Raw genomic sequence first — 26,350 nt, 5'->3', positions numbered from 1 at the left:
CAAGATGTGCTGCGGGCGAACACCCATGCAAACATTAATTGACGGAAAGGAGGTGTGGAACGATAAAATCACTTTACTGAACAGTTGAATCTGATCTGACAACTGCACCAGTCAAATCGGGAACTGTCTGATGGGATCGCGACTACTACAATTGAATTGATTCAACCTGTAGGATTGGAAAGTAATTGTACCCTCTTCTTGTAGCAATTGAATTCATGTCATCTTTGAAGCCTGTAGGTTTGCGTGAAGTCATCAGGACACGTTTATTGTCCTTCTCAAGGAACCCATATTCAAGGCCGGCAGCCACTATTTCCACTTCCACTCCAGCTCCAGCCTTGTGATGTAACGCTGGATCAGGGACAGCACATTTTCCCCTGTATCGACAAACTCGCAGCTGACACGCCGGGATTGGAGCTCATGTACGAGCCTGGTGTCAGCCGGTTCCACACGGGTTATCCGCATGGATACATTAATCGTACCGATGTCCGGTAATACAATGCGGCAATTTTCATATACGCTTCCTTCCGCGAACTTGCCTCTACCGTTCGAGTCGATGACAGCCATGCCACCGCAGCTAAGATCCTGCAGGATAACTTCCACCGTGGAAGGCGACTTTTCCTCAAGTATGGGAACCACACATTTCACGGGAGCAATCGTCGGCGTTGCAACGCGATAATATTCCCGCTTTTGCATACGCAACAGACTTTTGGGGATCTGCGCGAGGAAGGCGTTGCGCCCCTCAAACTCTATTTTCCCGATTTGCTGGCAGGAAAATTGAACCTTCACCTGGTTAGGAAATGCAACAACATTCCATTTTCCAGCTTGCAATGCCTGCTGATTGACCCCCTCGTCCGGACCATAATCAAGCACCATTTCCCCCCGCTGGCTGTCAAGATTCAAAAGGGCAGTCGGGAAAAAGCTGTTGGCATCACCAAAATAACAAGTGCTTTGCGAATTATTCCTTATCATCAGTCGCAGCACGGAGAGAATACCGCTTTTCGACGAAATGCGATATTTCTCGTTATTATCGATAAATACGGATTTGCTGTCTGCCATGATGTCTATCCAGGTCCTGCTCATTCATATTGGATTTCGCGATGTTGCTCCAATCATCAGATTGGAGTGTAAGGCGCGAATGATCATTCTTCGCCCTAAGTCCCTGTCACTGTAACATCGACTCCGCATCCCGAATTTTCACCTACCCTGTGCGGATGGCGCGATGAAGGGATCGAGGAATGGGCGCAACAGGTCCAAGGGATGATGACTATCCTCGTAATAACGGCTACAAAACGGAGTACCGTAGCAAAACAGCTTTTTGTTAACAAAAATTCCGGGTATTGAAAGCACGCAGGCTTGCCTTCGCTCAGGGTAAGCGGAAGAAAGGAAGGAGACTCAGAATCGAACCCAAAGCAGAAGGTTTTGTAAATCAATGACCACATTTTGCTTGACATTTCGAAATAATCCACATTTTTTGCCTGGGTCACATACGCAATTCCGGTACTAGCTGTCAAAAAACCCGGGGTCTTGATTTTTATTCAAGTATTTGATAATAAATATATTTAAAAAAAGTTCAAAAAGTAGCCGGATAAGAAAAAATGTTACAGGAAGGTGACTTACTCATCGTTTGCATAGCTTATCAACAAACTTATCCACAGCAATTGTGGACAATCGAAAGGGCGATTACCACTAGCCGATTTTTCCGGAATTTTCGGGTAAAGGATATGGCGACCAAGATCGACATCCAGTTCTACTCCGACGCCAGAGATGCGCTGCTGAAAGCGATGGCTGAGTAAGTTGTAGGGCAGTATCCCCATGCGGATCGCGTTCAGTGCGACGGTTGCAATGGCGTAGAGGAATACTTCGCTCACGGCGCTTAAGGGCAGCGATTTCTCTGGGACTATCTTTTGGTGGCCGGTACTGCAACCAAATAATATAAATAAGATATTGTTATTTAAAATTAAAAATATTTTTATATTTTTTCATACCCCCAATCATACCCCCAAAACCCCAACGTTTAGTTGATGCATACCTTGCTTCCTTGCTCTAGCTGCACCAAATGTAATTTCTTACTTTTTCAGCACAATCCTTCTTTGACGGTTTGTCTATAGCTTATCTCTCTGCCCGCTGGCCACAATCCTCACACCTTGGTGGTTGAGCGAGGCCCTTGTAGCCCACCCACTTCAATAATACGCATTCGTATTGCATTTTGAATAAATAATACGTTCGCGTATTATTTAAGTAATACGTTCTCGTATTCAATAGCTTAGTCCAATAAAGTGTAGTACTATCCCGTAAGGTAGCCGCTTCCCCCTAGGCACCCTCTCCTGCCCGTCTGCCCCTATTTTGGCAGAAACTCATAAAGCATCTGACAATCTTCTGGAGCACGTCCTGAAAGTGTTTCGATTCGAGGGGCGGCGGCAATTTCTTCCCCTTAATTCAGGTTTTTCATGGAGGGATAACATGGGCCGTCACTACTCGCCAAAATCATTTTTTCGTCATGTGCCAAATGCAATGCTAAAGCAGTATTTCGACAAAGCAGGCGTGCTGACCGAACACGATTTTTCCGAGGTACCTGAAGCCAAGATAGAACCCATTTACAAGGCGTGGTTATCGCTACCGGGTGCTCTGCAGAGAAGAATGGAGCGGGACTTTAAAGAAATAGATGCGCTGGCCTGTGAAGGCGGAATCAAGGCCATCATCGATGAGGCCGAGTGGCACGGCGAAAATATTGCCGAAATACTGAGCCAGAAGGAAGGTTTCCACGAAAAAGCCTTTTGGGTCTTCCTCGAACGGCCGAAGTATTGGAAGGGCGCCAGTGCTCTTTATCGTGCTGATCTGGTCGGTAGCAGCCAGTGGAATGAATGCCGCACCGTCAATCGCGCGTCTGCACGGGTAGATGGAGAGAGCATTCAAGCGCTTGAAAAAGCCTTGAGCCATTATTTCCACAACAAGGAAGGCCGGGGTAGGAATTGCACTGTGGAACCTTACCGGCGTGGAAACCTGGATTACTTCTTTGCCTATCCGGAAGACTATGCTGACACCAGCATCGAATGGGAAGAAGACGGATTAAAGCGATCAGCCCGTCATCCCGCCTTTGAAATCATTTTTGTCTATTCACAGGAAGAAGGAAAGATCAGTCTGTACATGAAAGGCAGCAAAGATACCAAGAAGGATGTTCGAGCACTATTTGCAGATTGCATTCTCGGGCTGGAGCTCGGCGAATTTGTTGAAGACCAGCGCGTGTATGATCTTTCTTCACTCCACCACAGCAACCTTCCTTTCCTCTTCTCACCTGGCTCGAGCATTGAAAATGTGGTGATCAGGAAACTTCGATTGGTGATCGATGGTACGAGAAAGCGCCTCACGCTTGAGGTGAATCCTGAAAAAAATCCAGACGCCGTTTATGAATTCCGGGACCAGTTGTGCAAGAGCATTCCTCTGTCACAAATTACCATTACCCAGGTAGGGATCGTGGTGGGTTATATAGCTGATGCGGAAACAGGGAAAACCAGAACCCGCAGTTTCGATATCACCTGGCCGAATTCCTGTTCATTAAGGCATGAAGGTATCGATGCCACCATACGCAAGATGCTGATTGATTCCGGTATTGAACCACGTGCCCGCTAATCCTGATTTGACCGGGGACCTCGACTTGCTTCAGGTCGTGCTGGATCGAGTAGGCTATGCTGATCCGCGGGAAGGCGCCTTCTTTTTTTGGGACGAAGTGCAAGATTGGCCCCCTCATGAGTTCAGGGCGCTGATATCAAGCGGTCTCCTGAAACCGGCGAGCCCAGCGAGCACTATTGAATGCGATGGGTGCGAGGAGAGGTGCCTGATGCCTGTGGTGGTTTACCCGGCTCTCGAGGACAGGCGAGGGCGGGCTTTTATTTCCTGTGACAAGCGTGACGATATCGGACGCATCAAGGTCAGTTTTGATCGCATGAAGCGCTGGTGCAGCAGTATCGATGCTGTGCGTAAATTTATCGCGACAAATCTTGGATTACGGATCAGCAATAAACATATGGATGACGATCTCTGGCCGATTGGCATTGCCACCGGCAAGAAACGCAGCCAGATGCTCTGTTTACAGAGTAGCGGCGAATTAATGCTGGTTGCAGGAAGCAACAGAATTCCGCTGGTGGAATTCATTACCTATGGCAACGGCTCGTACTCTCTGGATGAAGAGATGATCTGTCAATTGGTAGATGCCTCCACCACGGCAGATAAACGCTATACGCCAACTGAGACCAGACGGGAGGCCCGCAAACGCGAAACGGAGGCAAGGCATGAAAGCTGGCAGAAAGCTTATCGGGATCTGGTAAAGAAACATCCTAATCAGCCTGATACCTGGTACGCGCAACGGATCTCCAAAATGACAATTGCCTCTGGTTGTGTCGCTGAGACGATCAGAAAGCAGATGAAAACTTGAAAAAAGTTGGGCGGAATTTTTTCGCCCAATTTCCTCCGTGTTAAGGCCTTATATTTACTACTGATTTTACTTAAGTCATTCATCGCAGCCTTCATTCCGTCAGCATCCTGCTCGTACTAATCCCCTGTTTTTAAATTAAAAATCTCTCCTTGAGCAGACTTGTCGCGATATTTTTTCGCCCAAATCGCCCAGTCATGATTCGCCTTGGCAAGTTCATTACTGCTTAAGGAGGTTCGAAGATGAGGTATAGGATTCTACGCGGCCCTGTTGTAGACAGTAGCACAGGAGATGGGCGTTCTACGAGATATGACCGTATTTCCAAGGGCTTATTTCCAAAACCCATTAAACTGGGTCCAAGATCGGTAGGATGGCTCGAGAGCGAAGTAGAAGCAATCAATGCAGCACGCGCCGCAGGGAAAACCGATGAAGAAATCCGGGCTTTAGTGTTGAAGCTGGAAGCTGCCCGCAAGACTCTTGCTTGAGGGGCGCAACCATGACACGTCAAATGTTGACAGTTTTCGCCAGCGACCCAGGCAAAGGCGGTAAAGGCGGTAAAGGGGGTGAATTCCCGATTACAAACACCCAATTTATCGCCAGCGTGTTTCAGCAGATACCTCAAGGTGCATTCGCGGCCGTTTGTTCAAAACCGGGAGATCCCAGCCGTGGAGGATGGGTGGCAACCCCTGTAAACCAGGGCATCCCAAGTCTTTCTGCCAACCATAACAACTACGTCGGGTGTTCGAGTTTCTTTCCCGGCGACGATGATTCGTTCAAGGCACGCAAGGATCGCTTTGCGGCCTGTCATTTCCTGATGCTCGACGACATCGGGACGAAGGTCCCATTCGAGCGTTTGAGCAATTACGAATTGTCCTGGCTGATTGAGACGAGTCCAGGGAACTACCAGGGAGGAATCATTCTTGCCGATCCGATAAGCGATGCGGCAGAAGCGGTACGGTTGCTGACCGCAGTGATCGATGCTGGCCTGTGTGACCCAGGGGCGGCTGGTCCATTGAGCCGCTGGGCACGTCTTCCGGTCGCAATCAATGGCAAGCCAAAACATAAGGATAATCTGGGCGAGCCATTCCATTGCGGTCTCACTGAATGGCGCCCCGAGAAGCGCTACACCCCCCAGGAAATCCTTGCTCGTCTGGAATTGGAACAGGCGTCAGGTAGGCGCCCGAAGCGTTCCAAAACTTCGTCGGTTAAGCGGAGCGAATGGGAAGATGACGTTCATGATGTATGGGTACCGCAGGCTGTGGAGAACCCGGTGGTGGCAGCGCTCAAGGCGCGAGGACTTTATAAGACTCCTTTGGGGGCCGGCAAGCATGACATCACCTGTCCATGGATAGAAGAGCATACTGACGCACTGGATACCGGTGCTGCCTATTTCGAGCCGGACGATCTTTATCCATTGGGAGGTTTTTGTTGCCAGCACTCTCATCGTGAGAAATATCACATCAGGGATTTGCTGGCAAAGCTTGAGATTCCGAACATCGAGGCTCGGCATAAGTCCGTCATTCGGGTGATTCCTGGCGACCTGCATGGCGTAGTGGATGCAGCTGAAAAAGAACTGGCAGTCCGGGGGCGCCATTTCCAGTCGGGTGGACTGATTGTTTCGATCTCAACCGATCCGACCACCGGTGATCCTTCAATTGTTCCAACCAGCCCTCAGGCGCTGGCGAGGGAATTGTCGATTGCCGCAATATGGGAGAAATACGACCGGCGTTCAGACGCCTGGGTTCGCTGCGATCCACCCCAGCGACATGTTTCCATACTCTATGACGCCCAGGAGTTTAAGCATCTGCCCTCGCTTGGCGGCGTAATAAGGCAACCCTATTTTCGCGAATCTGATGGGGAACTCATTACCAAGGCAGGATATGACAGGACATCCCGGCGCTTCGGGGTGTTCGATCCCCGTCAATTTGTCATACCAGAGCCGACGAGTGAGGAGGCGGCAGCGGCGATGGCATTGCTGGAAGATCTCCTCGAAGAATTTCATTTCGTCAGCGACACGGATAGGGCTGCGGCTTTATCAGCCATCTTCACGGCTGTAGTGCGGTCCTCGCTTTCCTATGCGCCGGGATTCCACGTCAAGGCTCCGGTGTATGGCAGTGGAAAAACTTATCTGTGCGAGCTGATCGGCGCTTTCGCGGGGCCTGGAAGAAATACAAAAGTGAGCTACCCCACCACATCCGAGGAAGCCATCAAGGTAATGCTTTCCCTGCTTCTATCCGGACCTGCCGTTATCGAGTTTGATGACATGGCTACCGACTGGACACCGCACGGCATCGTCAAGCGGGTATTAACAGCTGAGCACATTACCGATCGCATTTTGGGAGTGAGCAAAACAGCGACGGTAAGTACGCGCGCCTTGTTTCTAGGGTCGGGGAATAACGTGGGACCTGTAAGTGATCTGCTGCGGCGGATCGTAACGATTCACCTCGATCCGCGCTGCTCAACTCCTGCCACCCTGAATTACAAAAGTTCGCCTGTCGACAAGGTGCGACAGAACCGGGGGAGGTATGTGGCTGCTGTGCTGACCATCATCCTGGCGTGGCGCAAGGCAGGCTCACCGCGTACCAGCGTTGAAAACATCGTTACATTTGGCGGCTCATGGTCGGATTACTGTCGCCATCCGCTCATATGGCTGGAACAGCCTGATCCGGCCACGGCATTGCTCGAGCAGGTCAAGCACGATCCCGATGCCGAGTTACTTGGCGCGCTGATGATCGAATGGCAAAGGGCATTCGGGTCGTACCCGACAACGGTGCGCCGGGCGATTGAAGCGGCTGAAACCAATTCAGGCCTTCGCGACGCAATGTGTGAGTCCTCCATTGTAGAGCGAGGCGAGATCAATCACTCGAAGCTTGGCTGGTTATTGAAGAAAAATATGGATCGCATCATCAACGGCATGAAATTTCAAAAGGACCAAGCTGAAGGACGTAATGCTTGGCGAGTCGTTGCGGCCGATTTACCCCCTTTACCTCCTTTACCGCCTTTATCCGGGTCGATAACGAAAAGTGTCACCAGCAATAACAAAATAGTGGGGGGTGAGGTGTGAGTGCCGCAGAGATTATCGAAGCAGTCGCAAGGGACGGGCTGAGCCTCTTTATCAAAGTTGGGGGAGGCCTGCATTATTTCGGCTATGAAGATTCAGCTACCCGCTGGCTTCCCGTTATCCGCGAAAACAAAACAGAAATTCTAAAGGCGCTTCGAGGACAAGACAGAACTGCCATGGGAGCGAATATGGCTTGCGCCGATGCTTCCTTGTACTGGTGGCGGTTTTATTATCCGGACGGTACCATCAAGGAGGTTTCGTTTTACCCAGCTGCAACCCGATCTCACGCATTGAGAGGCGAAGCTGGGGCAATAGCGGCGATTCCCTTTGAGCCAGTGCGCCAAACTCCTGCGGCTCCCCTGGGCAAAAAAGATGAAGCTTTACTCCGGCGATGGCTGAGCCAGATCGGAGAAACCAATGAAACCACCATTCATGTGCTTGAGCAGTGCAACGCTGACGAGAGCATGCGAAATTACTATCTCATGAGAGCAAGCGAGGGCCTGGCCGAGCCGTGCTGAGATGAAAAAATTGCAAAAACTCGAACTTACACCAAGGCAGCAGCGATTCGTGGTTGAGTATTGCGTTGATTTTAACGCTACAGCAGCGTATATCCGTGCCGGCTATGACGCCCGGGGAAATTCGGCAGAAGCTGCAGCCTCCCGATTGTTAAGTAATGTTAAGGTTCAGGAAGCCATCGAGCAGAAGCAAAGGGAGGTCGCCAAACGGTGTGAACTCACCACCGAGAATATCATCCGGGAGACGGCAGCAGTCGCGTTCTCGGACATTCGGAAGCTCTTCAAAACTGATGGATCACCGAAAGCCATTCATGAAATTGACGATGCCACGGCCTCCGCTATCTCAACGATTGAAGTCGGTCAGACCATTACTGACGGCAAGGTGATAGAGAGGACGTGCAGGGTAAAGTTCTGGGACAAGAACAGTGCTCAGGAGCGGCTGTTCAGGCACATGGGACTCTTTCGCAAGGAGCATGGGCCTCAACAATCACCCCGCAAGATAGCGGTCGCCTTTGTCTCGCCGGATGGCGAAGTGGTGCCGTTCTCTGGTCACAGGAAGGCTGGAGAAACCTGACTTGTCTTTTTTTAATAGCCGCGGCCCGACTTCGGCACCGGTCGGCCAGGGTGTCACTAATCTAGGCAAAGCGACTGTAGCCTGCACAAACATTACCCAAATAGCAAACCAGGCGTAAAAAGGAAGGTGATTTGTAAAAGTCGTATAGATATGGGTTACGGGACTTCTAATATTTTTTTGATCTATTCTGATTTTTAACTACTTTTATAGCAGGAGGTGCTCTCATCTCTTGAGCAACTTGTTAGAGAAAGGAAGTGGAGTGAATAGATACCCAAAACAAGGCAAATATCATGAACTTCATAGTCCCCTCAAACCCGCGCAAGATATGGATTATTCTGTCGTTCCTCATTCTGGCCTCTTGCGCCCACCTGCATGGTATCCACGGGGAGCCATACCGCTATCTTGTTGATCCATCAATAGTCCCGTCTCAAGCTGAGCTACCAGGGCTTAATGGGGGACCGCCCCGTAAGGTAGCGGTGCTCGTGGGACCTACCGGTCGAAAAGATGAGTTCGTCGTGAACGAGGTGATTTACCGCCCAAAGAATCCGCAAGAATTGCAATCCTTCCTGGCAGCCTATGGGGGGACAGTATTGCGCGACGGGAAACCCTTCCTGCTGCCGCAAGTTGCGGCACGAAATCCGGAGCAGCCCTCGAGTGGATGGTACCTGATCAGAATCGACCCGCAGCGATCGGAGCTGAACGATCTCGTTACCTACATGAAGCGGGGCGGCTCCCAGGGATTGCACGTGTTTTCATCCGAAGATGCCGCCCGATTGGGGGCTCTATTGGCCCGGGAAAAGGTTCGTAATGGACTCTCGATCAGTCCTAATATCCTGCTGCACCACCACAGGGTGGAGGAGCATCCCGACGGCGCCGGTGGCTTTCTGGATGCCGAACGCTGGTGGTGGATGTCAGAAGATGACGATCCGAATATGCCCGGCGATCAGGGCCTCTCGATAGGCGTCATTCGCGCTTGGCGCTACCTTAGCTATAAGGGAGTCCCCTCGCCCGGTGTCTGGACTCCACCCATTGTAGCGATTGTGGATAGCGGGTTCGACGTGGATGCCACCGGAAGACCCATCAACGCCCAACCCGATTTTTTCCCCTCTCGCCCGCTTCAGATGGATTTGATTGATTTCGACGGCAGCGCGGACGGTCCCTCACCAAGTGCGCCTTGGCACGGACAGGAAGTCGCCGCCGTTGCCACTGCGCTGCATGCCAACCGGTTTGGCGGTGCGGGCACTGGCAGTCAGATAGCTTGGCCCATGCTCATACGTATAGATGCGACAGCCTACATGATGGCAGATGCCATCAGGTCCGCGACCATTAACGGGGCACAGGTTGTTAATATCAGCATTTCCGGTGGATGTGATGTGTGGGACTGGGTATGTGGAATTCCACCCAACGATATTTACGCTGCTATGGAAAGCGCGGCTCTCTTCGCCGCGAGCAGCGGGACCATCGTCGTCGCCAACGCGGGAAACGAGGGGGTTAGCCTTGATGATGACGACCGTATCCCCTGCGAGACGTCAACCGTAATCTGTGTTGGTGCAATCAATCGGGAGGGTTATAACTTGTTTAATTATGGGTCCTCAGTTGATATCTGGGCGCCCAGCGGAATTGCTTCGACAGTGATTCCAGGACGGGGGGGATTGCAAGGGATGGATGCGATATGTTGTTTCCACGGCACAAGCGCGGCTACTCCGTTCGTTTCCGGTGTCGTTGCGCTGATGAAAGCACTTGATCCTTCGCTGCCCTGGTTCCGGGTTGAGGAGTACCTGAAGGAAACCGCGAACCCCAGCCCCGATCCGAAAGTACGAGGCTATATCGATGCGTTCCGTGCGGTTGAGCGTGTCCGCCGAAATATGCCCCCGTCTATTACTATCGATATTCCCCGTGATGGAACCACTATTCCCTATAACCAGAATATATATCTGCATGCAAAGGTAGTGGATCCCGAACGGAGTAATGATTTTTTCGGTACTGTGGTTTTCACCTCCGATCGGGATGGGGAACTCTGCCGGACTACGGGATACGTAACCAGTTGCGAAGGCCCGATCCCGAGCATGGGATCTCATATAATCTCAGCTACCGCTGACGATCAATATGGTGGCATAACCGATGCTGCCCCGATTGCTGTAACAGTCATCAACCAGGTTCCTGTCGCGAGTATTATCCTGCCGAACGATGGTGCAACATTTTTTGCCGATCAGACGATCAACTTTCGTGGCTACGGATTTGATTGGGACGAATTGATTCCGCCTGCAAATTTAATCTGGACCTCAAGCCTCAATGGTACGCTTGGATCGGGGCGGGAAATTCAAACACCCTTGAACATTGGAACCCACACTATCACCCTGACGGCCACAGATTCATCGGGTCAAAGCGGGCAGGCAAATATTCTGTTGACGGTTCAGGCAGCAGCAGGCCATCCTACGGCTCGTATTCTTGCACCCGCGACAGGCACTATGTTCGGGCCGGATATGGATATCACGTTCCAGGGTGAAGGCACTGATCCCCAGGAGGGACCACTGCCCGACTCGGCCCTGTTATGGTACTCAGAGGTTGATGGATTTCTTGGGATGGGAAGAACGCTAACCAAAGCGCTCAGCGGACCTGCTGTACCTTGCAACCCTGAGACTGTTCCTCATACGATTACCTTGAAGGTGCGGGATAAAGATGGCAATGAGGCAACACATTTCATCCAGGTATGGGTCGGCTATATTTGTTAAAAATTATTCGAAACATTCCTGGTGTGCTGACTGGCCTGTCTACTGCCTTCACTCTAGGGCGTCTCATTTCGGCATGACTGGAAACCTGCTGTACCGCGACACCGATTCGGCCACGCCGACAAGATGAGGGATGCGATAACGAGGGCACAAAAGAAATACGCCCGTGAACCGCGCTCTCTCTTGGGACTAATCCCCAACAGGGCGCCTTTTCATGGGCGTGCGTACACAGTATTCTCGCAATCGGCTTTAGTCAAGCAAGGAAAGAATGAGTGGGATGAAACGGCCAACTTTTCTCGCTCCACGGTACTCGCTGCTAATCTTGCTAATTCTGCTAATGGTCTGACCCCTTTCCGCGACCGCATGGAGGAGATCGTCAATTCTGTGATCTACAACTTCCAGGACCGCTTTCAGCCGCTGCGCGACATCCAGAAACGCCTGCAACCTGCAAACGAATCGTAGGACGCGGTGCTGGCCGAGGAGCTCTACCCTATTTGCCACACGCCGAAGTCAACGACGGCGTTTTTCCATCAGGGCGAACAGTTCGGCCTCGATCTTTTCTTCCATCAGGACGAACTCCTGCTCTTCCTCGCTCAGTTCGTGCCACTCCCGGTCGGGCAGCTCCATCATGAGCGCAGCCAGCTCGTCGCCGGTTTCCGCTTCCTTCATCCTACTTTCCCAATCTTTCCGGTCGAAAGGCTTCACCATCCGGCATCCAGCGTGACTTCGATGGACACGGATCGCCTCTTGTGAAGCAGATCGGCCTCGTCCACTAATGAGCTATAAACCTGCTGCACGAATCGCCCTGCTGGTAGGAAACCTGGCGATGGTCAGCCAAAGTCAGGATTAATGATTGATCCAATTTCTTGTGCGAGCTTAACGTCCAGCTTTTTCATAGCTTCGATCACCTCTGGCCAACATACATTTACGTATAGCCTTGCTTCACACTCTACGATAGCGGCGACTATCTCTCTGGCAGTTCTGATGTTTTTAAAATGTTCTACGGTAGACCATCTTTTTCTCAACAATTTGCGAGCGTAGATCGAGTAGAGGCCTGCTTTAGTCCGGGTGGCGACAATATAGTCCGTCCAATCGGAAGTCATATTGTCGCCTTCCTCCTCAAAAAGCAAAGCTGCAGGACAGCGCGCGAATGCAAGCGGATGTTCATTCACCATTATTTTTCCTTTTATTTTCCAATAAAAAAATGGTCATTATGGTGGAACCGAAGAGGTGCTAGAAGGACTCGAACAATGTGCAAGGCTAGATCGACCTGTAATATCAATCGCACCTACAACGCCCCCCACTGCTTTAATCTCCTCTCATATTTTTTACATCCCTGGCAGATCCATAGCAGCACTTTTGTGACGTTCTCAGGGCTATAAGAACTGCATTTCGATATTGGATTATTCCTAAGGCCGCTCTGTCTTTGCTGCCGTTGCCCATGAATTGCTGGCGCTATCCGCATCGTATCAGATGGTGCTCAGGTTGCTAGATCTCCAGTCTCCTAATGAACGCGGTATTACATTATGAATGCCTTAGATACTTTCTTTGGAAAACGGCACGGCCTCGTCCCGGCATTGCCATCAATGTTATGTTCTCGCGATGACGCGTTCTAGCTCGCGCAATCGCCGCCAGATGGAAGAACCCCCCTGAAATCGTCATCGTCGAGAACATGGACGATCCGGCCGTTCCCGAGGCCGTGCGCATGAAGAATGCGGGCCAGGTATCGGGCGGGGCAAGCGGTACCCCGGGTGCCTTCATTGTGGGCAACAGGGTCTACATCGTTGCGTCAGAGATGCGAAGCGAGAAGGATGTGGTCGAGGCGCTATTGCATGAATCGCTCGGGCACTTCGCCCTGCGCGGGCTCTACGGCGCCGACCTGAACCGGATTCTGAGGCAAGTTGCCGCATTGCGCCGGGGCGACGTGGAAGCCATGGCCAGTCACTATGGCCTGGATATGGAGGTCGAGGCCGACCGACTGCAAGCAGCGGAAGAAGTGCTGACGCACCTGGCACAGACCCGACCCGAGAGCGATTTCGTCCAGCGCGCGATTGCCGCGATCCGCGCCTGGCTGCGCGAGAACATCCCCGGCTTTGCGAACATGAAGCTGTCGGACGGGGAGATCATCGAGAACTACCTGTTGCCGGCACAGAGGTTTGTGGAAGGCACGGCAGAAAAACGCAAGGGCCGCGATTGGCTTAGGAACATGGGAGCGTCTAATTCGCTCCGGCCACAAGCCAAAGCGCCCCTTGACGCGGCGAGTGTATCTGGCACGGACCATTTGCGCAATCCCGGAGCGTTTACACGCACAGCAAGAACTCGATCAGCCTACGAGAAGCGCATGATGAATTGTTCAATGGTGGGGCCCCCAACTATATAGGCGTGGTGGCTGTAGACAGGTCCGATGTGCTGGATATGTTGGGATACGGAAGCGGGCCTGTCCGTTGGAAGAGAGCAAAGTAACCCGAGGGATGGACAAGCATAATCTGTCCGCCGAGCACTGGAAGAAGGTCCCGGCATGGATGGATGCCCCTGCACTGGTGTTCGATTCTGCCACAGTGTCGGGGAGGCTTGTGTTCTTCGCACCCGAACAGCTTAATGGCGAGCCGATCGTGATGATTATTGATCCGGCAAGCGGATAAAAAAGGAGTAACGGTAAACCTGCTGGTAAATGCTTATGACAAGGGCGGCGGGAAAATTCCGTTTCGCAGATGGATTGATGGGGAGAGCCGTAATGGGGGGTTGCTACGGTACTACGACAAAGCAAAAGGCCCCGCGATCTGGCACGTTCTGGACTTCGATTGTCCAGTCTGGCCAAGCGCGGAGCTTGAAAGGAAAGATATATCGGATGCTGATTTAGTCAAGTATCGTAACAGCAACCCCTTCTTTTCCCCCTCTGCCATCCAGCTTATACACTCGAGGCGTAGGAAATAGTAACGCCAGCGCCAAGTGCTGCGGTGACCAGGGCTTCTTCCGATTTAGATCGGACACCTACTGGCGACGCTGGCGTTAATCCTAGATTGGCCGATAGGACTGCCATTGTCAAGGTCGAGGTCAAGCCCGACGGTGGGGCATTCAGGATGTATGACAAACGCAAAGGCCGCGATTTGCTTGAGAACACTCCGCGTCCCATTCGCGGCGTTCTCTTGTCAACGCAACCCTTGACGCGCGATTGTATCTGGCACCGATCACCTTCGCGATCCCTCCGCATTCCATCTCAGCTCTTCCGATACAAGCGGAGCGGGCGCCTATCTAACAGATTATCCGGACTCTTAACGGGGGGCGGGGAGGCCGCGAGTGAGGCCTAGCAGTGCCAATCCGGGGACCAATTAACTGCTAGTTGATATGGAGTTCCCAATGGGACTCAGGAACAATTACCAGGGGAGTTCCTGAGTCTCTGTAGTTGACAGCCCGGGCTATCTTGAGAGCAAAGCTTGTATGTTTCCAAATCTCAGAACCAACATTGCCAATGACGAGGTAGTGGAGCTTCTTTGTAATGTTGTGGACTGCTATACCACCACGTTCTATAACGGCTGCCCGGCAAGCGGCACGCGGACCGAAGCCAAAGACACCGGTAAAGCAGAAACTGCGGTTCTCGAAGATGATGTCAGGAAGAGGGTCGTTGACAGGCAGGGAAGATGGCTTAACCCACAGGTCAGTTAACCGCGGTCTGGCTATTCTCATAATGAGACTTAGCAATTCACTTCGCTCGTCCGAATCGAGAGCACTCTCCGCGAGCAGCATACGAAGCCGGTCATAAAGGATGCTGGCCGGCCAGGTGTCGAGACACAGGCGGTGGTTATTCAGCCACATGAGAATTCCATCCGCTTCTTCCTGGCCAATGCGGCCGTCCTGGAGGCAAATTTCGCATATACCCGCCAGCTGCGTAATATCCCGCTCTATGGGATGATCTGCATGAATATGCAGTAGACGCGGGTCTTCAGTATCTTTGATCGTACTCACAGTTCTCCCTCACAGTATTTTAGGTTTATAGTAGTTCCGCCACACCATCTTCCCACCAATCCCTGTCGTTGATTGTTCCGGCGCCCAGCCACGGGCGTAATACCATCTTGTCTCCTCCTGCTCGAACGTCCGCACATCCTTTCTTCGATAGTTCCGGAATTCCCAGGGGGGAATAGGGGAAGGGTCAGACCATAGGCCTCGTCTCTCTATCCATGCATCGTGCTGTAGGATGTAAAGGCTCTGGTCTTTGGCGTATTTACGATATACCCACGCCATGCCCCCGTGGACCTGCGCAGCGTTCGCGTCAATGCCATCACACTTTACCTGCGCCACTACACGGCGGTAGCGGTCCTTGGCTTGTGGTCTTACTTCGGCTTCTGCGCCAAAGCAAAGATCAGAAAGAGACTGCTTTGAAAGCATCCCGAATGGTTGTCGGCGCTCTGGCGCTTCAATTCCCGCCAGCCTGATTTTGACCTGCTGCTTGTTGGGCTTTAGAACGGTAAGGGTGTCGCCGTCAGAAATCCCGATAACAGTGGCAAGGAAGACGGCTTTAAGCATGACGAGAGTTTTTAGTAGTCGTACCCGTTATCGCCGTAAATCGCCGAAGGATTGGTTGCGTAGGGGTTGTTCGCGCTATCGTTGCTGTAGGGGCTGCCGTATTGGCCGTAGGGGTTGTTGATGCTGTCCTGACTGTACTCGCTCCCGTAACGGCCGTACGGTTGTTAACTGAAACCGAATCGTATGGATTGGCACTCACGTTACCCAAATACTTTCCTGTTTGCCGGTCCCGAAAGATGGGGCGGCTCGGCTTGGGCAATACCGGAAAGCAGGAAAGCTAGCAGGGTAGGGACGATGACTTTCATGTCATTCTCTTTCTTATTGTTCTAATTAGCAGAGGCGTGTCTCTCCAGCAATATTCCTCATTTCTTGAGTGCAATAACCTGATCCACCCGGTTATCGCTGTCGTAGCTTACTTCATACGCCATCTCATCACCGCTAAATACACCTTCTGCGGGTGTTCCCACTACTTCCCATAGCCCTAGTGTCAATACGTCTGCGGCGCCATGAAATACTGCCCGGCCAGCTTTAGCTCCAGCGGAGTAACCCTGGACGAATTTGTAAATCTCATATTTCTTTCCGTCTCTTAATTCGCTAACTGCCGGGGGGCCGAATTCTGCCAGCAACATGCTTCGCGGAGTTCCTAATGCAAATAAATCTACATTCTTCTTATCCGGCTGTTTGGCTGCCATAAATACCGAGCAGCTTGTAAGCATGATTGAAAAGATAGTAACTGCTATGAATCTTGTTATTGTCACGAACTTCCCCTCTTGAGATTACGGCATCAAACACTGCCGTTTGCGTGGCGTAATTATTATTGACTTGTCGCGCCAGGGCTATTGGACTGAGGTACACCGTAGGGGAGCGAGTGCTTATTTCTCAAGCACGGGGTGCGCCAGATTTTATGCAACGGGGAAAGTGGGGCGTGGGGGGTGAATTTCATGATCCATTGCTGTAGATCATTTCATTATTAATTTCCCTCCTGAAACTCAACTTGAGTAAAGCTTTTCGGAGAGGGGATTTCAAGAGATAGTTTTAGGAAAGATTTTTGGCCAGAAGTGGATTCACTTGACCCTTTTTACAGTTCTTCGAAAAACGACCGTTTTAACGAAAAGCTACGGAGATTAAGGCTACTTGGTCAGAATATGAAAAACCACATTCTATGGTGGGTGTACTTAAGTCCAATTGTCTGCTTGGTAGTAAAGTTAAAGAATACAAGTAACCTATTTTTGTCCGACTGACAGCATAGGACGTTCACTAATCGGACACTTGAACCATAGTTGAGTAACTTGGAGTCTGCGCGACAACGGGTCAGACAAACAACTCTGTATTAACTCCAGTTAAAATGCTGAGCTATTTGCGTAGCAAGCAAGCTCGCCATTTTTATAGGCTGTACCGCTCGTACGTCAAATACCTCGCATGCATCCTTGCATAGCTGCGATACAAATGCATGGGAGGAATACCTTACGGTTTACAACGGGACACGCCAATCCAGTTCACAACCAACAATCTCTTTGTAAGCAGAACTCAACTTCACGTTAAGTGAGAACGCGGGTATGGTGCCAAAGCTCGAACAACTTATCGGCGAAATCGGCGATCTCAACAGCAAGTTGATCCTGCTGGTTGGCCCCAGCCGCAGCGGCAAGACCCGATTGCTGCGCCAACTGGGCGACAAGCTCAGCATCGAACCGCTCAACGTCGGTCTGGAGCTTGGGCGACGGCTGGCGGCAACGCCAAACAACAATCGTGGTTTCTCGGCGGGCGAACTGCTGCGAGAGATCGCGGACAAGGAACGTACCGAAGATCGGCTGCTACTCGACAACCTGGAGTTGTTGTTCGAGCCGGGCCTGCAGATCAACCCGCTTGACCTTCTCAGGCAGTTGGCTCATTCCAAGCGCGTCGTGGCCGTGTGGCCGGGCGAGCTGCGCGGTGATCGCTTGATGTACGCCGACATGAGCCATCCCGAACATCGGGTCTACAGCCGTAACGGCGTGGTCGTAGTTGAAATTTGACCGAATTTGGAAACCGAGGGGAAAGAGAGAACCATATGGCCAAGAACATGAAATACGGAGATCTGATCCAGTTCGAGCAGATCGAGTCAGTCATTCAGCTGCTCGACGCCGGCCGCCCGGATGAAGCCAAGAAGCTTGTCGCAACCTACGTCATTTCTGACGACATGGCGGAGCGGATCTCCAAGCTCATGGTTCCCCAGTTCAGTTTCGACGAGTCGGTCGATCACAAGGGCGTGCTGATCGTCGGCAACTACGGTACCGGTAAGTCGCACTTGATGTCGGTGCTGTCGTTGGTGGCTGAAGACGCAGCCTATGCGCCGATGATCCGCCACCGAAAAGTTGCCGAGGCGGTTGCCCCAATCGCTGGTCGCTTCAAGGTGCTGCGCATCGAGGTAGGGGGCCTGGAAATGCCGTTGCGACAGATCATCACCTTGCAGCTTGAGCGCTTCCTAGAAAAGCTCGGCGTCAGCTACTCCTTCCCTGCTGCCGGCCAAGAACTCAACAATAAGGAATCGCTTGAGGAGATGATGATGACCTTCAATGAGGCTTATCCCGATCAAGGGTTGCTACTGGTGGTGGATGAGTTCCTTGAGTACCTGCAATCACGCAAGGACAACGAGCTGATCCGTGACCTGGCCATCCTGCGCCAGATGGGTGAAGTCACCAAGCACCTGAAATTCCGCTTCGTGGCCGGAGTGCAGGAGGCCATCTTCGACAGCGTGCGCTTTCAGCACGTCGCCGACAGCATGCGCCGCGTCAACGAGCGCTTCACCCAGATCCTCATCGACCGCCAGGACGTCAGCTTCGTCGTCTCCGCGCGTCTGCTTAAGAAGTCCGCCGACCAGCAGAACAAGATCCGCGAGTACCTGACGCCGTTTGCCAAGTTCTATGGCTCCATGAACGAGCGCATGGACGAGTACGTGCGCCTGTTCCCGGTCCACCCGGATTACCTGAAAACCTTCGAGCAGATCCACTTCACCGAGAAGCGCGGCGCACTCAAGACGATCGAAGCCGCGATGCTGGCCATTCTCGACCAGGAAGTGCCTGCTGACAAGCCGCTGTTCATCAGCTACGAGAGCTTCTGGAACACCATCAAGACCAACTCAGTGCTTCGTGCCGACCCGAACATCAAGGAAGTGATGCGCGTCTCCGAGGTGCTGGAGTCAAAGGTCGAGCAATCTTTCACAAAGCCAGCTTACAAAGCCATGGCTTTAAGGATTGTCAAAGCTCTGGCCGTCCGGCGCTTGACCACTGGTGACATTCACGTTCCTATCGGGCCGACTGTTGAAGAGCTTCGAGATTCATTATGTCTGTACCAACCAGGCTTTGAAGATATGCCTGATCCTGCTGAAGATTTGCTGACGGCGGTTCAGATGGCCTTGAACGAATTGATTAAAACGGTCAATGGCCAGTTCATTTCCAAATCTGACGATAATCGCCAGTACTTTCTGGATTTGAAGAAGGACGTCGACTACGACGCCCTAATCTCCAACCGAGCTGGGAGCCTGGATAACAATCAGCTCGACCGAGCTTACTATAGCGCCGTGAAGGCGCTGATGGAGTGCAGTGACGATCTGCGTTACCCCGGCTTCCAGATCTGGCAGTATCAGCTCGAATGGCAAGAACGTCGTGTCGAGCGCATGGGATACTTGTTCTTCGGCGCCCCGAACGATCGCCCCACGGCTCAGCCGGAGCGGGACTTCTATATCTACTTCATCCAGCCCTTCGACAAGCCGAAGTTCACGGACAACGCTTTGGCGGATGAGGTCTTTTTCAGACTCAAGGGTTTAGACAATGACATCAAGCTCTATTTATCTTTCTACGCTGCATCCTTAGATCTGGCATCCACCGCCAGCGGTGGCGCCAAGGGCATTTATGAGTCGAAGGCCCGGGGCAAACTGAAGGACATGAATAAGTGGTTCCAGGAGAATTACAGCTCAGCCTTCGAAGTCACCTACCAGGGCAAGACCAAGACGTTGCAGGACTGGTCCAAGGGTGTGTCTCTGCGTGACCGTGCGCGGCTCGGCGCTGACGAGCGCATCAACTTCCGCGACGTGGTGAACGTCATCTCAGGCCTGGTGCTGGGCCAGCGCTTCCTCGATCTCTCACCGGAGTACCCCACATTCTCTGTGCTGGTTACCGAGGCCAACCGCAAGCAGCTGGTGGGCAACGCACTGCGCGCACTGGCCGGCGGCACTCGGACTAAGGATGCCGTAGCCATTCTGGATGCGCTGGAATTGCTTGATGGCGACCGCGTTGACACAGCCAACTCCCGCTACGCGCAAGAGGTATTAAACCGGCTCAAAGCCAAAGGCCATGGCCAAGTGCTCAATCGCAGCGAGTTGCTGGCTGGCTCTTCCGACGTCGAGTATTTCGCGCCCATCAAGTACCGGCTAGAGCCGGATCTGCTGGTCGTCGTTCTTGGTGGTTTGGTCTACTCCGGCGACATCGTGCTGTCGATTACCGGCGATAAGATCGATTCCGGCAAGCTAGCGCAACTGGCGGCATGCTCGCTGGAGGAACTCAAGCAGTTCAAGCACGTCGAGGCTCCCAAAGAGATCAATCTCGGCCTACTGCGCGCCCTGTTCGAGTTGTTCGATCTGCCGTCCGGCCTGGCTCAGAAGGCGAGCCAGGGTGACACCGAGCCGGTAATCAAACTGCAGGAGAAAGTCAGCGCGCTGGTGTCGCGTGTGCTCAAGGCCGGGTCCGACCTGCAGCAAGGCAAGCTGGGCTTTTGGGGCCAGAACCTGCTGCGTGAGGAAGAAGCCAAGGACTGGCACTCCCGGCTGGACTCGCTGAAGAAGTTCACCGAGTCGCTAATGCCGTACAACACTATTGGAAAACTCAAGCGCTTGGCTGTCACGCAGGAAGGCGTTGCGGCTCAGAAAAAAAATCTGGAGATCCTGGCGGCCGTCGAGCGTCTGCTGGAGGTGGTGGTGGAGCTGGGGAGCGAGGCATCCTATCTCTCACAGGCCGAGATGGTGCTACCTGCCGAGCATCCGTGGGTGAAGCAGGCCGAATCTGCGCGTAAGGCATTGCAGGAAAAGCTCAGCCAGGACCGCACGGCCGAGCACGCAGCCGAATATCGGCAGACGCTCAACCAGCTCAAGAAGGGCTACATCACCGCCTACATTGCCACCCATAGCAAGGCACGGCTGGGTGTAGCCGAGGACAAGACCCGCAACGCTCTGCGCAAAGACCCCCGCCTGCTAGCTCTGCGCGTGCTAGCAGGTGTATCGCTGATGCCCACCAGCCAGCTCACTGCCTTTGAGGAAGCACTCAACGGGCTGAAGAGCTGCTCTCTGCTGGATGAGCCCACGTTGGTAACCGCGCCCATCTGTCCGCACTGCCAGTTCCGTCCGTCTGCTGAACAACTGGAACTGATCCCGGCGGCCAACCGCCTGCACAAACTGGATGACAATCTGGATGAATTGTTGGCCAACTGGCAACAGAAGCTGCTGGAAAACCTGGAAGACCCGTTCACCCAGGAAAGCCTTAGACTGCTGCCAGTGATGAGCAAGAAACTGATCGACGCTTTCCTGATCGCACGAGAACTGCCGAGCCCGATGACCGCAGAGTTCGCCGCCGCCGCGCAGGAGGCACTGTCCGGGCTAGAGAAGGTCAGCTTGACCGGGGACGCCATCAAGGCCGCTCTGCTGCACGGTGGCTCGCCAGCCAAGCCCGAGGAGCTGCGTGAACGCTTTGAATCCTTCCTACGCGAACACAGCAAGGGCAAGGACGTTACCAAGCTACGGTTTGTTGTGGAGTAAGAGGGTGAGCGGCTCAAACTCAAATCGTCATCCCCCATGCTGGATTCCCCCCAGCTTTGCTTGGTCCACAGCTGTCGACATCTTTGGTGTCAAGGTGGCGGTCAGTGATCCCGATGTGGTCGAGTTCGTCGCCACGGGCGAGCGGTGCGTCAACCTGCATCGCACCCGGGCAAAGGCGAGGATTACGGCCATATCGCTGGGCGCTGAAACCCTATGCGTTCAGCTCGAAGCGGCGGCTTGGACCGTGCTGCGTCACACCGAAGACTGGAAGAAGGGATTGGCCAGGGCGAAGGTTCATTGCCTGGGCGCATACAGCCTCCCTGACGGCAAAGAGTTGCTTGTCTTGGTCGGCGGAAGCGCTGCTCCATCCTCCGGAATATGGCTGACCGACGTCGTTCAAAGGCGGGCGGCCGAACTGCTGAAGGAGCACGAGGCAGAAGTCGCTGCGTTCGATCAAGAACTGGAGCGCGAAACACAGCAACACGAGGAGTTCCACGCACGCCACCCCGAGACGGAGAAGTACCGGGGATGGGGAGAAGCGAACATCGCGATGAAGAGCGCGCATCAGCGTCCGGTTCTGATTGCGGAACGCCTGCTGCCACACCTGCTTAAGGCGATAGCTTTCCCAGTCGCCACGACGCCCCGCGCCAGTGCCGTCGAGCGGTCAGCCACCGAGGCCATCGCCGATTCCGGTTGGCCTCCCGCCCGCGATGGTACCTACACGGGTTTGCTTGGGTTCACGGTCGATGGGCGGCGCTTGGGCCTCGTTACATGGGAGCCCAACAGCGGCCCGTCGTCTTATCCCGAAGTGAGGTGGGCCGTTCAGCGCCGTCTGCCCCAGGCTTTGTGCAAACCAAGATCTGTGCACGTCGAGCGGCCTGAGTTCGACACCGGCATGCAATCCGCGGAGCACATCGTCATAGTCGACGGGCTCGACATGGTAGGGCAGGACTGGCCTGAGTTTCTGGAGGATCTCCAACTCGACCAGAGCGACTACCGCGAACGCGTCGATGACATTCGGCGCGACAGCCAAGCCCAAGGTTTCGAAGCGATCGCGTGGTTTCAGCCTTACCATTTCTACGCCGAAGAGACCTGGGGCATCTATTTCGATGCGCGCAAACTGGATGACTTGGCGCTGAGCTTATGGGACGACTTTAGGTTGCAGCGTGTCCACGGATCGCAGAGCAATGCGGCGCGTCTTGCCTTCGGTCTAACCTACGCACATGAGCTGTTCCATGCCAGGGTCGAGGCGGCACTGTCATGGCTGGAGGTCAACGCCTTGTTGCCTCGCCATCTGCGCTACAAGCAGCGGGTCTATGACACATTGCGCGAGACGCCTGATTGGCTTGAAGAGGCACTGGCGAACTGGTCCGCTTGGGACTGGTTTCAGTCCGAGTCGGTCCAGGCCCTGTTCGCACGCCGCATAGCAAACCCGGATGGCCTGCGAAGGATCGTCGAGTCGTCACTCGATCTATCTCCACCGGGGTACCACGATTGGCGCGTCGGCAATCAACCGATCACCTGGCGAACCTTCACCACCCAGCTGAGCACTGGGCAAGCCAAGCCGTCCGTGCAGCCCATCGGTTTGCCCTTGGAGAGCACGCTGCTGGGTCCGCTCCCCTACGACTTCCGAGCCAGCGATATCCCGCTGCGGTTTATTGGCTCCGGCGTGATCGCGAACTGTCTGTTGTCGCATCCGTCCACGTTCAACGTGCCGACGCGGCGCGAGATGAAAAAAGCGCTGAAGTTCTTCAAACACATCGACGATCCGGCGGGAGGCAAGGGTGGGCACCAGAAGTGGACAGGCCCTGACAACCGTGCCTTCATCCTTCCCACACGCGACCCCGTAAGCGTGGGCGTCTTCAAGACATTCCTACAATACCTGGGCGTTAACAAGTCCACTTATGTGCGCGAAGTGCGCCCGAACCTATGATTCCTGGAGCTGCTTCGATGAACGATCTACTACCAAACCAAAAACAAGACACCGGACCAGTCGAATGCCTTGGCCAGACATTCCCAAGCGAGCAAACCCGGCGGGAGCACTTCACCAAGCTGCTGGCCGAGAAGCTGAAAGATCCGGCGTTCCGCAAGATCGAAGGGTTCCCACAGGGTACGGACGAAGCCATCCTGGCGATGTCGGACCCGCCGTACTACACTGCGTGCCCAAATCCATTCCTCGAAGACTTCATGCGCCATTATGGCAAGCCTTACGACGCGAGCGCACAGTACAGCCGTGAACCGCAAACCATCGACGTCTCGGTGGGAAAAACGGACCAGATATACCGTGCCCATTCATACCACACGAAGGTACCGCACCTCGCGATAGTGCCATCTATCCTGCATTACACAGAGCCGGGCGACATCGTCTTGGATGGCTTTGGCGGCTCGGGAATGACGGGGGTAGCCGCTCAGTGGTGCGCTGTCGCGCCGCTCGTGTACCGCGACGAGCTAGAAACGGAATGGAGAAAGCAGGGAAAGGCAACGCCACGATGGGGAGCTCGAAGAGTAGTCATCAACGACCTATCTCCAGCAGCAACCTTTATTGCCGCCAATTACAACCTGCCTTTTGATGTTCACGGGTTCTCCAAAGCAGGTCTTCGGCTATTGAAGGAAGCAGAGGATGAACTTGGGTGGATGTATGAGACTTTGCATAGCGATGGCATCACTAAAGCAAGGATCGAGTACACGGTTTGGAGTGAGGTTCTGTCCTGCTCATCCTGCGCAGGTGAGCTTGTATTTACTGATGTCGCCCTAAATGAGGACACGCAGCGAGTTGATGATGTCATTACGTGCCCGCATTGTGGGGCGAAGGGCACTAAGGAGCAAATGGACCTTACGTTCGAGAGCTTTCTCGATCCTGCCACTAAGACCCCGGAGAAGCGACCGAAACGTGTTCCGGCATTCATACAGTATCGAATTGGCAAGACCAAGTATGAGAAAAAGCCAGATGCACAAGATTTAAGTGTGTTGCAGCGGATTCAATCGTTGCATATTCCTGACGACTTTCCGATAGACAGACTTCCAGATTGTCAGATGACCCGTGTTGGTCGAATGCGAACAACCAACACTGCTGCTCTTCACTTCATGTTCTTGGATAGGCCCGCACAATCTATGGCCTTCCTTTGGCGCAAAGCAAAGCAGCATCCAGACCATCGGGTACGGCAGATGCTCATGTTCTTTATTGAGCAAGGAATCCGAGGGATGTCCGTCCTGAACCGGTACAAGCCGATTCAGCATGGGCGCATTGGCGGCTCCCAGGTCGGACTTGATCTGCCAGGCGTCTTTTATGTTCCGTCAATTATTTCAGAAGTTAGTCCGTGGGCTCAATTTGAGGGCAAGCTGGACCGACTCGCAAAGGCTTTCTCTGCATTTAAAACCACGATTGGAAACTCAGTTATTGGAACGGGAAGCGCCCATGCCATATCTCTTCCGAAGGAATCGGTGGACTATATCTTTACCGACCCGCCCTTCGGCGAGAACATTTACTACTCAGACTTGAATTTCTTGGTCGAGTCTTGGCATGGCGTAACGACCTCTCCCGCATCTGAAGCCATTATTGATCGTGTCAAAAAGAAAGGCATCAACGAATATCAGCACCTAATGCAAAAATGCTTCGCAGAATACTTCCGTGTTCTCAAGCCGGGAAGATGGATGACAGTGGTGTTTTCGAACAGTCGCGCCTCCGTATGGAACGCAATTCAAGTCTCCTTGCAGCAAGTTGGATTCGTGGTTGCCGAGGTTACGGCACTAAATAAAGTCCAAGGAAGTTTTCAGCAAGTTGTCTCTCCGAATACTGTTAAGCAGGATCTTGTTATCTCGGCTTACAAGCCTAACGGTGGCCTGGAGGAGAGGTTTGTTCGAAACGGAGCAACTGCTGATACCGTTTGGGACTTTATTCAGACTCATTTAAAGCAGCTGCCGGCCGTCAAAGTCACGTCCGGCTATCCGCAGGAGCTGCTAAACATCGTCGAGCGTGATCCGCGCCGTATTTACGACCGCATGGCATCTTGGTTTATCCGCCACGGCACAATGGTGCCGATCTCGACCCCGGAGTTTCTGACCGAATTGCCTGTCCGTTTTCGTGAGATGGATGGCATGCTGTTTCTGCCCGATCAATTGGTCGAGTACGAAAAGGCACGGTCGCGCATTCCGCAGGTGAAACAGGCAGAATTGTTCGTTTCCGATGAACGCAGTGCCATTGACTGGCTGACCAACTTCCTACTCAAGCGGCCATCGACTCGATCGGAGATTCATCCCGAGTACATACCGCAGATCGGCTCGGCCAAGCGTAAGGGCGAGATCATTCCGGAATTGGATCAGCTGCTTGAGGACAACTTCTTGAAGTACGACGGAACTGGGGAGGTGCCGAGCCAAATCCACAGCTATCTTTCGACCAACCACAAGGATCTGCGAGGTTTAGAGAAAAACAGTCCAGCATTGGTGGTCAAGGCGAAAGATCGCTGGTACGTGCCCGACCCGAACAAGGCGCAGGACCTGGAGAAGAAGCGCGAGAAGGCGCTGCTCAAGGAGTTCGACGCGTATCGAACGTTCGCTGGTCGCAAGATCAAGGAGTCGCGTCTGGAGGTGCTTCGTGCAGGCTTCCGCGCGGCGTGGGCCAGCAAGGATTACGCGACGATCATCAGCATCGCCAACAAGCTGCCTGAGGAAACGCTGCAAGAGGATGAGAAGCTGCTCACCCTCTATGACTTGGCGCTGACGCGTACCGAGGACGGGATCTGAAC

At 53.2% G+C, this 26,350-nt stretch carries 21 protein-coding genes; 14 read left to right on the top strand and 7 right to left on the bottom strand.

Features of this window, described 5'->3' with window-relative positions; all coding sequences use genetic code 11:
• Positions 1–306: 306 nt before the first annotated feature.
• Positions 307–1,056, bottom strand: a complete 750-nt coding sequence (locus tag AC52W5_RS15100; RefSeq protein WP_495671605.1) for a flagellar brake protein — start codon at positions 1,054–1,056, stop codon at positions 307–309.
• Between the two features lie 557 nt (positions 1,057–1,613).
• The gene (locus AC52W5_RS15095; protein ID WP_495671604.1) at positions 1,614–1,868 is read right to left on the bottom strand and encodes a hypothetical protein; all 255 of its coding nucleotides are present in this window, start codon (positions 1,866–1,868) and stop codon (positions 1,614–1,616) included.
• Positions 1,869–2,460: 592 nt separating this feature from the next.
• Here AC52W5_RS15095 and AC52W5_RS15090 point away from each other — a divergent pair.
• The 8 genes from AC52W5_RS15090 to AC52W5_RS15055 all read left to right on the top strand — a co-directional run bounded on the left by AC52W5_RS15090 (position 2,461) and on the right by AC52W5_RS15055 (position 11,767).
• On the top strand, positions 2,461–3,627 hold the full coding sequence (locus AC52W5_RS15090) for a hypothetical protein (protein ID WP_495671603.1): 1,167 nt from the start codon (positions 2,461–2,463) through the stop codon (positions 3,625–3,627).
• Entirely contained in the window at positions 3,617–4,429 is an 813-nt protein-coding gene (locus AC52W5_RS15085) for a hypothetical protein (protein ID WP_495671602.1), read from the top strand. Before AC52W5_RS15090 ends, AC52W5_RS15085 begins: the two co-directional genes overlap by 11 nt.
• A 239-nt stretch (positions 4,430–4,668) precedes the next feature.
• The gene (locus AC52W5_RS15080; RefSeq protein WP_495671601.1) at positions 4,669–4,911 is read left to right on the top strand and encodes a helix-turn-helix transcriptional regulator; all 243 of its coding nucleotides are present in this window, start codon (positions 4,669–4,671) and stop codon (positions 4,909–4,911) included.
• Between the two features lie 11 nt (positions 4,912–4,922).
• Positions 4,923–7,490: a hypothetical protein gene (locus AC52W5_RS15075; RefSeq protein WP_495671600.1), complete on the top strand. Its 2,568-nt coding sequence runs from the start codon at positions 4,923–4,925 to the stop codon at positions 7,488–7,490.
• A complete protein-coding gene (locus AC52W5_RS15070; protein ID WP_495671599.1) occupies positions 7,487–8,005 on the top strand; it encodes a hypothetical protein in 519 nt (172 codons plus the stop codon). The genes AC52W5_RS15075 and AC52W5_RS15070 overlap by 4 nt, the downstream gene beginning before the upstream one ends.
• 1 nt (position 8,006) lies before the next feature.
• Positions 8,007–8,576, top strand: a complete 570-nt coding sequence (locus AC52W5_RS15065; RefSeq protein WP_495671598.1) for a terminase small subunit — start codon at positions 8,007–8,009, stop codon at positions 8,574–8,576.
• Positions 8,577–8,866: 290 nt separating this feature from the next.
• Positions 8,867–11,308 carry a S8 family serine peptidase gene (locus AC52W5_RS15060; protein WP_495671597.1) on the top strand — a complete coding sequence of 814 codons (2,442 nt, stop codon included), beginning with the start codon at positions 8,867–8,869 and terminating at the stop codon, positions 11,306–11,308.
• 123 nt (positions 11,309–11,431) lie between these two features.
• On the top strand, positions 11,432–11,767 hold the full coding sequence (locus AC52W5_RS15055; RefSeq protein WP_495671596.1) for a hypothetical protein: 336 nt from the start codon (positions 11,432–11,434) through the stop codon (positions 11,765–11,767).
• Between the two features lie 48 nt (positions 11,768–11,815).
• Here AC52W5_RS15055 and AC52W5_RS15050 read toward each other — a convergent pair whose 3' ends face one another.
• The gene (locus AC52W5_RS15050; RefSeq protein ID WP_495671595.1) at positions 11,816–11,974 is read right to left on the bottom strand and encodes a hypothetical protein; all 159 of its coding nucleotides are present in this window, start codon (positions 11,972–11,974) and stop codon (positions 11,816–11,818) included.
• Between the two features lie 161 nt (positions 11,975–12,135).
• On the bottom strand, positions 12,136–12,480 hold the full coding sequence (locus tag AC52W5_RS15045) for a hypothetical protein (RefSeq protein WP_495671594.1): 345 nt from the start codon (positions 12,478–12,480) through the stop codon (positions 12,136–12,138).
• Between the two features lie 497 nt (positions 12,481–12,977).
• On the opposite strand from AC52W5_RS15045, the gene AC52W5_RS15040 reads away from it, so the two are divergent.
• A complete protein-coding gene (locus tag AC52W5_RS15040; RefSeq protein WP_495671593.1) occupies positions 12,978–13,685 on the top strand; it encodes a hypothetical protein in 708 nt (235 codons plus the stop codon).
• A 91-nt stretch (positions 13,686–13,776) separates the two neighbouring features.
• The gene (locus tag AC52W5_RS15035; RefSeq protein WP_495671592.1) at positions 13,777–13,947 is read left to right on the top strand and encodes a MuF-C-terminal domain-containing protein; all 171 of its coding nucleotides are present in this window, start codon (positions 13,777–13,779) and stop codon (positions 13,945–13,947) included.
• 694 nt (positions 13,948–14,641) lie between these two features.
• Here AC52W5_RS15035 and AC52W5_RS15030 read toward each other — a convergent pair.
• The 3 genes from AC52W5_RS15030 to AC52W5_RS15020 form a co-directional block, all read right to left on the bottom strand.
• A complete protein-coding gene (locus tag AC52W5_RS15030; protein WP_495671591.1) occupies positions 14,642–15,268 on the bottom strand; it encodes a BRCT domain-containing protein in 627 nt (208 codons plus the stop codon).
• A gap of 9 nt (positions 15,269–15,277) precedes the next feature.
• A complete protein-coding gene (locus AC52W5_RS15025) occupies positions 15,278–15,826 on the bottom strand; it encodes a thermonuclease family protein (protein WP_495671590.1) in 549 nt (182 codons plus the stop codon).
• Between the two features lie 362 nt (positions 15,827–16,188).
• Positions 16,189–16,584, bottom strand: coding sequence for a hypothetical protein (locus tag AC52W5_RS15020; RefSeq protein WP_495671589.1), 396 nt, complete (start codon positions 16,582–16,584; stop codon positions 16,189–16,191).
• A gap of 798 nt (positions 16,585–17,382) precedes the next feature.
• On the opposite strand from AC52W5_RS15020, the gene brxF reads away from it, so the two are divergent.
• The 4 genes from brxF (at position 17,383) to AC52W5_RS15000 (ending at position 26,348) form a co-directional block, all read left to right on the top strand.
• A complete protein-coding gene (gene brxF / locus AC52W5_RS15015) occupies positions 17,383–17,838 on the top strand; it encodes a BREX-3 system P-loop-containing protein BrxF (protein WP_495671588.1) in 456 nt (151 codons plus the stop codon).
• Between the two features lie 35 nt (positions 17,839–17,873).
• The gene (locus AC52W5_RS15010; RefSeq protein WP_495671587.1) at positions 17,874–21,608 is read left to right on the top strand and encodes a DUF6079 family protein; all 3,735 of its coding nucleotides are present in this window, start codon (positions 17,874–17,876) and stop codon (positions 21,606–21,608) included.
• Between the two features lie 94 nt (positions 21,609–21,702).
• The gene (locus tag AC52W5_RS15005) at positions 21,703–23,541 is read left to right on the top strand and encodes a hypothetical protein (RefSeq protein ID WP_495671586.1); all 1,839 of its coding nucleotides are present in this window, start codon (positions 21,703–21,705) and stop codon (positions 23,539–23,541) included.
• A gap of 17 nt (positions 23,542–23,558) precedes the next feature.
• Positions 23,559–26,348: a DNA methyltransferase gene (locus tag AC52W5_RS15000; protein ID WP_495671585.1), complete on the top strand. Its 2,790-nt coding sequence runs from the start codon at positions 23,559–23,561 to the stop codon at positions 26,346–26,348.
• Positions 26,349–26,350: the final 2 nt, after the last annotated feature.

It is taken from the genome of Nitrosospira sp. CT (genome assembly GCF_059489795.1).
The sequence above is the reverse complement of the archived record's forward strand: the minus strand, read 5'-3'. Positions and strand labels throughout refer to the sequence as shown.

Coding starts and splice junctions, on each gene's coding strand:
- AC52W5_RS15060 (WP_495671597.1), top strand. CDS start 8,867: ATGAACTTCATAGTCCCCTCAAACCCGCGCAAGATATGGATTATTCTG.
- AC52W5_RS15100 (WP_495671605.1), bottom strand. CDS start 1,056: ATGGCAGACAGCAAATCCGTATTTATCGATAATAACGAGAAATATCGC.
- AC52W5_RS15045 (WP_495671594.1), bottom strand. CDS start 12,480: ATGGTGAATGAACATCCGCTTGCATTCGCGCGCTGTCCTGCAGCTTTG.
- AC52W5_RS15090 (WP_495671603.1), top strand. CDS start 2,461: ATGGGCCGTCACTACTCGCCAAAATCATTTTTTCGTCATGTGCCAAAT.
- AC52W5_RS15065 (WP_495671598.1), top strand. CDS start 8,007: ATGAAAAAATTGCAAAAACTCGAACTTACACCAAGGCAGCAGCGATTC.
- brxF (WP_495671588.1), top strand. CDS start 17,383: ATGGTGCCAAAGCTCGAACAACTTATCGGCGAAATCGGCGATCTCAAC.
- AC52W5_RS15035 (WP_495671592.1), top strand. CDS start 13,777: ATGGACAAGCATAATCTGTCCGCCGAGCACTGGAAGAAGGTCCCGGCA.
- AC52W5_RS15040 (WP_495671593.1), top strand. CDS start 12,978: ATGGACGATCCGGCCGTTCCCGAGGCCGTGCGCATGAAGAATGCGGGC.
- AC52W5_RS15080 (WP_495671601.1), top strand. CDS start 4,669: ATGAGGTATAGGATTCTACGCGGCCCTGTTGTAGACAGTAGCACAGGA.
- AC52W5_RS15055 (WP_495671596.1), top strand. CDS start 11,432: ATGAGGGATGCGATAACGAGGGCACAAAAGAAATACGCCCGTGAACCG.
- AC52W5_RS15010 (WP_495671587.1), top strand. CDS start 17,874: ATGGCCAAGAACATGAAATACGGAGATCTGATCCAGTTCGAGCAGATC.
- AC52W5_RS15000 (WP_495671585.1), top strand. CDS start 23,559: ATGAACGATCTACTACCAAACCAAAAACAAGACACCGGACCAGTCGAA.
- AC52W5_RS15025 (WP_495671590.1), bottom strand. CDS start 15,826: ATGCTTAAAGCCGTCTTCCTTGCCACTGTTATCGGGATTTCTGACGGC.
- AC52W5_RS15050 (WP_495671595.1), bottom strand. CDS start 11,974: ATGAAGGAAGCGGAAACCGGCGACGAGCTGGCTGCGCTCATGATGGAG.
- AC52W5_RS15075 (WP_495671600.1), top strand. CDS start 4,923: ATGACACGTCAAATGTTGACAGTTTTCGCCAGCGACCCAGGCAAAGGC.